Source organism: Erysipelothrix anatis (assembly GCF_009828745.1).
Taxonomy (GTDB): Bacteria; Bacillota_I; Bacilli_A; order Erysipelotrichales; family Erysipelotrichaceae; genus Erysipelothrix; species Erysipelothrix anatis.
Window position 1 is genome coordinate 1 of sequence record NZ_WTSX01000020.1, and the last position, 9,564, is coordinate 9,564.

Annotated in this window: 12 protein-coding genes; 8 read left to right on the plus strand and 4 right to left on the minus strand. The window is 38.8% G+C overall.

Annotated elements, in window-relative coordinates; all coding sequences use genetic code 11:
• Nucleotides 1-279: 279 nt before the first annotated feature.
• From GVV19_RS10535 to GVV19_RS10545, 3 genes are read right to left on the minus strand one after another with little or no spacing between them, the layout of a single operon-like run.
• Nucleotides 280-555, minus strand: coding sequence for a hypothetical protein (locus tag GVV19_RS10535; RefSeq protein WP_159639690.1), 276 nt, complete (start codon nt 553-555; stop codon nt 280-282).
• A gap of 1 nt (nt 556) precedes the next feature.
• Nucleotides 557-859, minus strand: coding sequence for a hypothetical protein (locus tag GVV19_RS10540; RefSeq protein WP_159639689.1), 303 nt, complete (start codon nt 857-859; stop codon nt 557-559).
• Between the two features lie 9 nt (nt 860-868).
• On the minus strand, nt 869-1,615 hold the full coding sequence (locus GVV19_RS10545; protein WP_159647496.1) for an NADPH-dependent oxidoreductase: 747 nt from the start codon (nt 1,613-1,615) through the stop codon (nt 869-871).
• Nucleotides 1,616-1,714: 99 nt separating this feature from the next.
• Between GVV19_RS10545 and GVV19_RS10550 the strand changes: the two genes are divergently transcribed.
• From GVV19_RS10550 to GVV19_RS10560, 3 genes are all read left to right on the plus strand, one after another.
• The gene (locus GVV19_RS10550; RefSeq protein WP_159639687.1) at nt 1,715-2,413 is read left to right on the plus strand and encodes a DsbA family oxidoreductase; all 699 of its coding nucleotides are present in this window, start codon (nt 1,715-1,717) and stop codon (nt 2,411-2,413) included.
• Nucleotides 2,414-2,504: 91 nt separating this feature from the next.
• The gene (locus GVV19_RS10555) at nt 2,505-4,097 is read left to right on the plus strand and encodes a hypothetical protein (protein WP_159639686.1); all 1,593 of its coding nucleotides are present in this window, start codon (nt 2,505-2,507) and stop codon (nt 4,095-4,097) included.
• Nucleotides 4,098-4,222: 125 nt separating this feature from the next.
• Nucleotides 4,223-5,278, plus strand: a complete 1,056-nt coding sequence (locus tag GVV19_RS10560; protein WP_236262346.1) for a chromate transporter — start codon at nt 4,223-4,225, stop codon at nt 5,276-5,278.
• A gap of 47 nt (nt 5,279-5,325) precedes the next feature.
• On the opposite strand, the gene GVV19_RS10565 is transcribed toward GVV19_RS10560, so the two are convergent.
• Nucleotides 5,326-6,720: an MATE family efflux transporter gene (locus GVV19_RS10565; RefSeq protein WP_159647500.1), complete on the minus strand. Its 1,395-nt coding sequence runs from the start codon at nt 6,718-6,720 to the stop codon at nt 5,326-5,328.
• 147 nt (nt 6,721-6,867) lie between these two features.
• Here GVV19_RS10565 and GVV19_RS10570 point away from each other — a divergent pair, with 147 nt between their 5' ends.
• The 5 genes from GVV19_RS10570 to GVV19_RS10590 all read left to right on the plus strand — a co-directional run bounded on the left by GVV19_RS10570 (nt 6,868) and on the right by GVV19_RS10590 (nt 9,391).
• Nucleotides 6,868-7,410 carry an NADPH-dependent FMN reductase gene (locus GVV19_RS10570; protein ID WP_159647502.1) on the plus strand — a complete coding sequence of 181 codons (543 nt, stop codon included), beginning with the start codon at nt 6,868-6,870 and terminating at the stop codon, nt 7,408-7,410.
• Between the two features lie 93 nt (nt 7,411-7,503).
• Nucleotides 7,504-8,043 (plus strand): NADPH-dependent FMN reductase, encoded by a 540-nt coding sequence (locus GVV19_RS10575; protein ID WP_159647504.1) that lies wholly within the window; start codon nt 7,504-7,506, stop codon nt 8,041-8,043.
• A gap of 100 nt (nt 8,044-8,143) precedes the next feature.
• A complete protein-coding gene (locus tag GVV19_RS10580; RefSeq protein WP_159647506.1) occupies nt 8,144-8,434 on the plus strand; it encodes a hypothetical protein in 291 nt (96 codons plus the stop codon).
• Between the two features lie 195 nt (nt 8,435-8,629).
• A complete protein-coding gene (locus tag GVV19_RS10585; RefSeq protein WP_159647508.1) occupies nt 8,630-9,103 on the plus strand; it encodes a hypothetical protein in 474 nt (157 codons plus the stop codon).
• 141 nt (nt 9,104-9,244) lie between these two features.
• Nucleotides 9,245-9,391 (plus strand): hypothetical protein, encoded by a 147-nt coding sequence (locus GVV19_RS10590; protein ID WP_159639682.1) that lies wholly within the window; start codon nt 9,245-9,247, stop codon nt 9,389-9,391.
• The last annotated feature ends 173 nt before the right edge of the window (nt 9,392-9,564 follow it).

Below are 9,564 nucleotides of genomic sequence, written 5' to 3' on the forward strand. Positions count from 1 at the left end.
TTCATTTTTATCTCATAACTATGCATAATCCGTGTTCCCATAAGAAAACCTCCCGTATTGAATCATTTTACAATAATTCGTTTACAAGAGGTTTTTTCTTGAGTCCCAAGGAACTAGGTCAGTTCCAATCGTGGGTTCTTTTTTTTGACAATGGTTCGCAGGTGTATGCTATTAGCTGAGTCACATTGCTCATCACTTTGTTAGTCTATGAGATACAATGCGGACAGCAACGTTGATTTGAATAAAAAATCCCTCAGATGGATACACCTGAGGGATTATCTATAACTTGTAATGCTTGCGCACAATATAGCGTGTAAGAAGCATGATAAGTGTAGGAATGTTTGCCATAAAAAAGGCAGAGAGTGCAAATGTGAGCACCACTTCAAGTGGGCCACCAAATGTAATGAAAATCATGAACACACTCACAATAATAGCAGAAATGAAAAACAATAATGGCAACATTAAACTGTACCGTCCATTGTCTTCCTTCGCTAACTTGGTTTGAAGAAATATTGCGGCACCCATAACGAGCACACTGAGAATTGGAATAAGCATCCTATGATTTTCTCACTTTCACGACGAGCATATGGATTCCCAAGAGAATTAATGAGGGAATATTTGTGATGAGGAATAGTTTGACCAAATCAAAATACTGGAAATTAGCCCGATCTGCAGTGGACATAGAAGGTAGTACAAGCGTTAAGACTAAGAGAATCCAAAACAAGCTCATCGACGTAATTATGCCAGGGAGAATATACCCCATCTTAGGATTTGTGCCTTTTGACAATAACACTTGGATCCAGATTAAGAACGCTACCGCACCTACGGGAATTAAAATATCTTTTACGATTGTAATCATAGACAGCTCCTAGTATTTCAACAATTTCTGTTTATTGAGAACTTCCAGGTTCTTCATACGATTGGGACCCTTAACATTCATGCGTGTAGTCATTTGGTTGGTAAAGGAATCAACCCGAGTATTGCTATTGCGTAAGTCATAGTATGTAGTTACTACAGCATCATAATCTTTCAATGCATCGTGGTAATTCTCGAATTTAGTATAGCTGTTTTCAAAGTGCATGAAGGATTCAGGGAGTTTTGGTTTAAGTTGTGGTTGTTGATCTGGTTCGCCAATCGCAATTCCTAAAAGGGGGAAAGTATACTCAGGAAGGTTCAACAAATCGATCATTGTTTGAGCATCGTTTTGGATACTTCCAAGGTAAACAGTACCCAAGTCGAGGCTCTCTGCAGCAGTTACAATGTTTTGTGCCATTAATCCACAATCCATCGCTGCTCCTAAGAACCGATCAGTACTACCTAAGACTTCTGTATCTGTATGTGCTTCTGTAGCAATTGCGTGGTTTCGATACATGTCTAAGACAACGATGAATAAGTGCGAAGCTTGCGCAACATACGGTTGTTTACAAACACGTGCAATCTCATCTTTTAGGTTCGCATCAGTCACACTAATCAATGTTGCTGATTGCGAGAAACTACTCGTCGCCGTGTGACGTGCAACCTCAACAAGCGTATCAATTATTTCCTGGGAAATAGGAGTATCTTTGAATGCACGAATTGAGCGATGTGATAATTGTTTTTGGATAGTTGAATTCATAAGTTGAAGCCTCTTTTCTATAGGGATTATATCATAGATAAGAGCATAAGGTTTTTAATCAAAATTAAAAAGTCGTACAATATCACCGAGGTGAAAACTATGAAAATACAAGTATGGTCAGATTTCCGATGCCCATTTTGCTACATTGGGAAAAAACATTTAGAAGAAGCAATTCAAAAATCAGGTCGTGATGTCCAAATTGAAATGATGAGTTTCGAATTGGATCCAGACCACACGCCAAGTGCGCATGAATCAATGGCAGAACATTTAGCTCACAAATATGGTATTAGTGTCGCTGAAGCTGAAGAGAATAACGCACGTGTTGTCTCTATGGCAAAATCCGCCGGCTTAAACTATGATTTTGACCGGCTAATTGATGTGAATACATTTGTTGCTCACAAAGTATTCCAACTCGCAAAATTAAAAGGTGTTGGAAATGAGTTTGTGGAAGTTGCAATGTCAGGTCATTTCGAAAGTGGAAAAGATCTATCAGATCTTGAGACATTAATTGCGATGGGAGAGTCTGTTGGACTTGAACGCATTGCGATTGAAAACGCAGTAAATTCCGATGATTTCGCAATTTCTGTGCGCCAAGAAGAACAGTTTGCTCAAATGGTTGGCGCAAAAGGTGTTCCACATTTTGTGTTTGACAATAAAGTATCGTTATCAGGAGCTCAACCTGTAGATACATTTATGCAAGCAATGGACTATGTGGATAACTTAGAACCTACCGTTGAAGCAATGGATACATCAAATAATGATGATGTTTCATGCACTGATGGTTCTTGCACAATTTAAAGGATAAAATGCATCACTTCGGTGGTGCTTTTTTTATGAAATCAATTTTTTACGGCAATTTCGTGGTAAAATTGTCATATTTGGAGGGTTTATGGATAAAAAAGATAAAATTAAATGGATAAGTGTTGTACTCCTCGCATTTGTCGCAATCGACTTATGGAATGGAAACACGTACCATTACACAAATGTTGCATCAATGCTCTATTTAGCATTTGTTATTTTGGTCATTTTAGGAATACTCTTTCTTGACCGACAAAATTATAAGAAGTTCACTACGTCTTTTAGTGTTATTGCAATTGGATTCGTTGTTGTCTTTATCATTGGTGGCTTGATGTCATCCAAGATATTTAATGCGAAGTCATATGCGAATGTTATTGGGCCGGTTAAACAAGTAGAATTTGCGGACTTATACAGCAGTGACCATCAAATCGAAATGTCATATGTTGATAAAGAGTCAGCGATTCTTGCAGCTGAAAAGAAAGTCGGTGAGTTGTCGGATCTATCATCCCGATTTGAATTGGATGTAGCTGAGTTCTCTCAGATTAATTATCAAGGTGAAATGGTTCGAATAGCACCATTCCAGTATACTGATATCTTTAAAGAGTACTTAAATTTTGGTGCAGGTGTACCGTACTATGTCATTGTGAATACCGGTGAAGGCAATCTTAATGCTCAAGCTGAAATCGTAACGTTGGATGAGCCGATGAAGTATTACCCAGGAGCACCGCTTCAATATGACCTACACCGTCATGTAGCAATGCGCCATAAGTTTAGCTACATTGATGACTGGTTCTTCGAAATTGATGATGCAGGACATCCATTTTGGGTGGTCCAAGGAATTACGAAACGAGTAGGTCTTTGGGGTGCCAAAGACATGAATAATTTAATTGTCGTGGATGCTGTTACTGGCGAAACCACAAACTATGGTCTCGATGAAATTCCCGAGTGGGTCGATTCGGTGTATCCAACGGATATGTTGATGGATCAAGCCAAGTCACACTACACACTTAAGGGCGGTTATTTCAATTCGATTTTCCAACAACAAGGGGTGATGGCTGTCGACAGCGATGAAGGTGCCTACAACTATGTTTCAATTGATGATGAAATTTATATTTTTGCAGGAATTCGTCCAATCAAACTGGATTCATCGTCTACAACTGGCTTGTTGTTCATGAATCGTCGAACCGGTGAAGCGATGGAATTGTCGCTTCCAGGTGTGTCATTAACCAGCGCTCAAGATACAGCTGTTGGATCAATTCAGGAAAAAGGATATGTTCCAACGACACCAACGCTTCAAAACGTCGGTGGATTCCCTACGTATGTCATGTCACTTAAAGATCAATCGGGTGTGGTTCGTGGGCTAGCCTATGTCAATTACCAAGATTATACCAAATCGGCTGTTGGTGATACGCCAGCACAAACGGAGAAGGTTTACCTAAGTGTCATGGGTTCACAAACAGGATTAGTGCCAAGTGATGTGGAAACAATCACGGGTACACTGACGGATGTTCGTCAAGTTATGATTGATGGTAATACACACTATTTATTTAAGGTTGAAGGAAAAGATACAATCTATCAAGCAAGTTTAATCCTTGATGATCGTCTTGCATTTATGAATGCTGGAACAACCATTACGTTCGAAGCAACTCAAACAAAAGTTACAAAAGTTATATCACTACAATAATTGCAAACAGTGTCCAATAAGGGCACTGTTTTTTGCTAAGTTTACACAATCTTAATGCATGCTTGTTGGATTGCAAACATTATGTTGATAAACTGTAGACTATTGGAGGACTGTCTGTGAAATCGATGAGTTTGTTGTTTTTAAAATTGGGAATCGTGGCGTTTGGGGGACCCGCAGCACATACAGCCATGCTCGAAACAGAGGTTGTAGCAAAGCGGAATTGGCTCAGTGCCGACTCATTTCTTGAATTAATGTCGATTACGAATCTTATACCGGGGCCTAATTCAAGTGAGTTGGTGATGGCGATTGGTTATCGGCGCTATGGTATGAAGGGACTCTTTGTAGCCGGTATATCGTTTTTACTCCCTGCTATGTTGATGGTTATTGCAATAACGGTGTCACTATCATGGTTTGATTTTAATTTACTGACCAATATTGGTGTGGCTCTCACGCCTGTAATTGCGATTATAATCTTAAAAGCATTGCTAAATCTAATTAAAAAACAAGATATGGATGTCAAAGGAATTACGATACTTGTCGCTGCATTGATTTTAAAATATTTTAATGTTGATGAGTTTTTAATCATAGGTTTTGGAGCTCTAATGTTTAGTATATGGAATCATCTTGGCACCAAGCTATACAGTGTGGAACCGTTCAGTCTGGGCATGTTAACCTTGGCTTTCTTAAAAATAGGGGCAACATTGTACGGGAGTGGCTATGTCCTTTTGTCATATTTAGAAACTACATTTGTGCACCAATTGGGATGGCTCACCTACCCCCAAATAATCCAAGCTTTCACAATCGGTGAATTAACTCCCGGTCCGGTCTTCACAACTGCAACTTCAGTTGGAACAATGTTAGGTGGGATTCCTGGTGGTATTCTTGCCACATTGGGCATCTTTGCGCCATCATTTTTACTTATGATACTGGTCATGCCAATAAGCCATCGCCTACTCGCGAACGTTTGGATCAAACAAGCACTCAAAGGAATTGCTTTTGCCTCCTTGGGTTTAATGTTCTACGTTGCTTTAACCCTTGTATCTCAAAGTATGGGTTCAGTGTCACTCATCATTATTTTTATAGTGAGTGTCATTGCAGTCTTGAGGTTCAAAGTGAATACACTATATCTCATCATTGGTATGCCATTTTTATATAGTATGCTTCAATTAATCGGTGGATAACAAAAAAAGTAGCATGATCGCTACTTTTTTATTGATTAAGGTTATGACTAGAGGCCCATTTCCAATTGGGCTTCCTCACGTACTTCTTCAGCAGCAAGGTTCGTGAGCCATTTTTCTTTGCTTACAAAACGATACGCGATGAACATCTTGAAGATATCGGTTGATTGGCCAACAAGGTAGAGTCCAATAATACCAAGACTTGTAAAATGTGTTGCAAGACCGACAGCTACTAAATTAACAGTCCACATGTAACCAGAATCGAGCATGAGTGTTGAGCGTGTGTCGCCACCTGCACGAAGGATAAAGTAACAGGTTGTGTTCATAACATAAATACTAAATAACGGTGCTTGAATGCGTAGGAATGACTGCGCTGTCCACATTGCATTATCAGACACTGAATAGATATGGGGGATAATAAATGTTGATAACATTAGTAAAGTACCAAACACAATACTTAGAACAACGCCGAACCCCATGAGATGGTAGCCGTTTTCACGTGCTTCATCCAAACGGTTAGCACCAAGTGCTTGTGATACGAGAATCGTTGTCGCAACTGACATTCCTGCGTTCATCGTAAAGAACATATCAGAAACGGTTGTTGCAATCGAGTATCCAGATATAACGTCTGCACCACGTGTTGCATAGAATTTGAGCAAGAGTGCCATTCCACTAGCCCATAAAACCTCGTTAAGTGCGAGGGGTAATGCTTTTTCAACAATTCGTTTAACAAGCGTTTTAGAAATTTGAAATAATTCGCGAATTCGAGTTTTAAATGCATAGCTTCCCGTAGCTAAGAAATAACCGATAAACGCTAATTCAACAATACGTGCAATGAGTGTCCCTAAAGCACCCCCAGCAACGCCCAATGCTGGAAAACCCATGTTTCCATAGATAAATCCATAGTTGAAGAATGCATTGGTAAACATTGAAATCACACTTGCAACTAAAGGTGTTCTTGAGTCACCGGTAGCACGCATCGAGCCTGCAATTGCTAATGTAATCATATTTGGAATAAAAGTCAGTGCAGCAATATAGATATAGCTGAGACCTTCTTGGATGACCAAATCATCCTTAACAAAAAATCTTATAATATTCTCAGGGAATAGTAATGCAATAACCACAAAAGTTGTCATGATAACACTGGAGGCGATCAGCACAAACCGGAAGGTTTGTTGCATATGTTTCTTATCATTTGCGCCATAGAATTGCGCCATAAATACTGACGCGGCAGCAATCACTCCATTTGTTCCAAAAACTGCAATCATAAAGTAACGGTTAACCGTTGCAACACCTGCTAAAGAGTGATCTCCCAGTTGTCCAATCATAAGATTGTCCAAGAGGTTTACAGATGTACTGATGAGTTGTTGAAGCATCAAAGGAACTGCAATCCAAAGCGCTTTTTTGAAGAAATCACGATCGCCAAAAAACTTACTTAAAACCATGGCAATTTCTCCTCCTTAAACCACTACGATAATATTATAGAAATTGCTGTCAATAAGCAATTCAAACGCGATTAAATATATTTAATACGGGTCATAAATAATGCAATTATCAATTTATTCGTTATAATAATTGGCAGGAGGCTAGAAATGATAAATCTGAAAATTATGGTTGGTTCAATCAGTGAGAAGAATAGCAGTAAGAGTTTCGCGCATCATATTCAAAAACGATATGCAGACACACTTCAAGTTACGATTATTGATTTGGACTTACCTTTGTACAATGGTGATGTCGATAACGACGCAAAACGTCCTGAAAAAATCCAAGCATTTTACAAAGAATTGGAAAGTGCTGACGCATTCATGATGATTACACCAGAGTACAATAACTCCGTTTCAGGTGTGCTTAAAAATGCCATTGATTGGGCAAGTCGTTCTCCACATTTCCCGGAAAAAGTGGGTTTGATTGCGACGACATCAATGGGAATGACAGGTGGTGCACGGGCTTACACTCATTTGCACGAAATACTCCAACGCATTCCAATGCATTTGTTACCAGGAAATGAGATCTTGGTATCACGCATACACCAAAAAATTAATGATGAGGGAGTCTTAACGGATCAAGAAACAATTGAACTTGTAGATAGCGTTATAGATGCCTTTATCGCACATTATTATATGGTCAAAGCATAAGATGCCAGCGAAAGCTGGCTTTTTCATAAAAGCATAAATAAAGACAACATTCATAGGCATGGTATAATGTAAATGAATTGAAGGAGGCATAATATGATTAAAGTAGCAATGTTAGTAGGAAGTTTGCGAAAGGATTCATCGTCGCTTAAACTTGGAAAGTATATTCAAAATGCGCATCGCGATAAATTTGATATCGAGATTGTAGATATTAATTTACCGCATTATAATGGCGACTTTGATACTCCTGATACCCGTCCAGAAGCAGTGACGGAATTCTTGGAAACAATGAAAAATGCTGATGCTGTATTCTTTATTACACCAGAATACAACAACTCAACCTCTGGTGTTTTAAAAAATGCCATAGACTGGGCAAGTCGTTCCCCTTATTTAGCGAACAAACCTGGTTTGATTGCAGCGCAATCAATGGGGATGACCGGCGGTGCACGTGGATTCTTAAGTTTACATAGTATTTTGAATCGTTTACCAATGCGTATTCTTCCAGGTAACGACATTCTGTTGGCTGCATCACATACAAAATTTGATGAGAATGGCAACTTGAATGACGAAGGAACCGTAAAGTTTATCAACATGGTTATGGATAACTTTGTTGATTACTATAATAAAGTTAAGTAGTTTGAAAAAAAGATCAGCAAATGCTGGTCTTTTTTTAGGTTTAATGCGAAGTTTGACGTACTTAGTTATGAGAACTTAATCTCAAGAAAGGTTTGATTTAATGGAACTTGCTTTACCTCAGCACTATACAATGTTGAATGAGATAGAATCACAAGAGGTGAACGGAGGAAGTTGGGAACGTGCAGCATTGTATGGCGCAGTGATTGTTGGATCGGTTGCCATTGGAGCCGCCCTTGTTTATGGACAATATTGGCTTGCAGCGAGAATGTTAGGACACTCCGTTCGGTATGTTGTTCGCAAACATGGAATTAATGCTGTAATGCGTGTTATCGCAGCAGCTAGTGGTGTTTCAATGGGGGTCGCGTGGAAGTTTCTCGACTACATCACCTAAATAACTTTGCAATTTTAGTCGCTCAAGTTGCAGTGTATACAATTTTGAGTGTTCTGGCTATCTTAATTAATTGGGTGCACTATCAAGAAGGCCATTGCTTTGGGTTATCGTTGTTTGGATCGATACAGATATACATCTTATGGGTGCATAGCTTAATTCGTTTAGTTCGTTTTCCGAAAAAGGTTGTGTTCCAACATGATTGAACAAAAACTGCCACTCCATTACCCTGCGCGTCTTAGCCTTAAAAGTGGCATCAAAGAAACACACTTGGGTTTAGATGTGAATGACCTACAAGGTGTCATATACCGTTTTCTAAGTCGGTTAAAGGCATTGAAAGTGGTTGTAGATGGTCCATTGTGGGTCAAATCATGTGGTAACGTTTCTGCAGAAAATTACACAGTATATATGGACTACGTTTTTTATGTAGAAACAACGATGGCAACAACTTTTAAATCCCAATTTCAGCAATTTGAAAAGTTTGAAGTTTCACCGTGTGTACAGGTTGATTATGTCGGTTCGGTTGATACGTCACATTTAGCGCAAAGTAAGATGGATGTGTTTAGTTTTGAACGCAAACTTATGGAAAGTGGAGACATGTATACCGCAATTCATTTTGATGATGGAAAATACATCAAAGCGACCTACTTTAGAAAAATCTATGTGCAGTAAGAGGACGAGCTATCGTCCTTTTTGTTGCAAAGTATGAAATAGACCTTTTTAATGACGTTTTGATCCAAGATATGGACAAGTTAAACCGAATCTCATCTTCTTCAGGTTTGCTTTCATATAATAGAATGAGGAGGATATGATATGGAAGCCGTGATTTTTGGAGCAGTCTTTGGCATTATCGTTACCGTTATTAGTTACTTAGTTAAAATTGAACGTGACCTTCAGAAGGTTCGCAAAGAACTGAGTGACCTGAGACAGCAGATTCAAGTAAAAACAATTACAGAATAAATATGAGTTTATTATAAAAAAAGCGTGAACCACATATGTTCACGCCTTCTTGTGCATTTTAAAACCCCCAGATAGTCTGGGGGTTCGATTATAGCTTTAGCGATGTATTCTGTTTTAAACCTCCATTTGATAATATTTAAGTGTAGTCTGCAAACTATCTAAAATTATCAAAG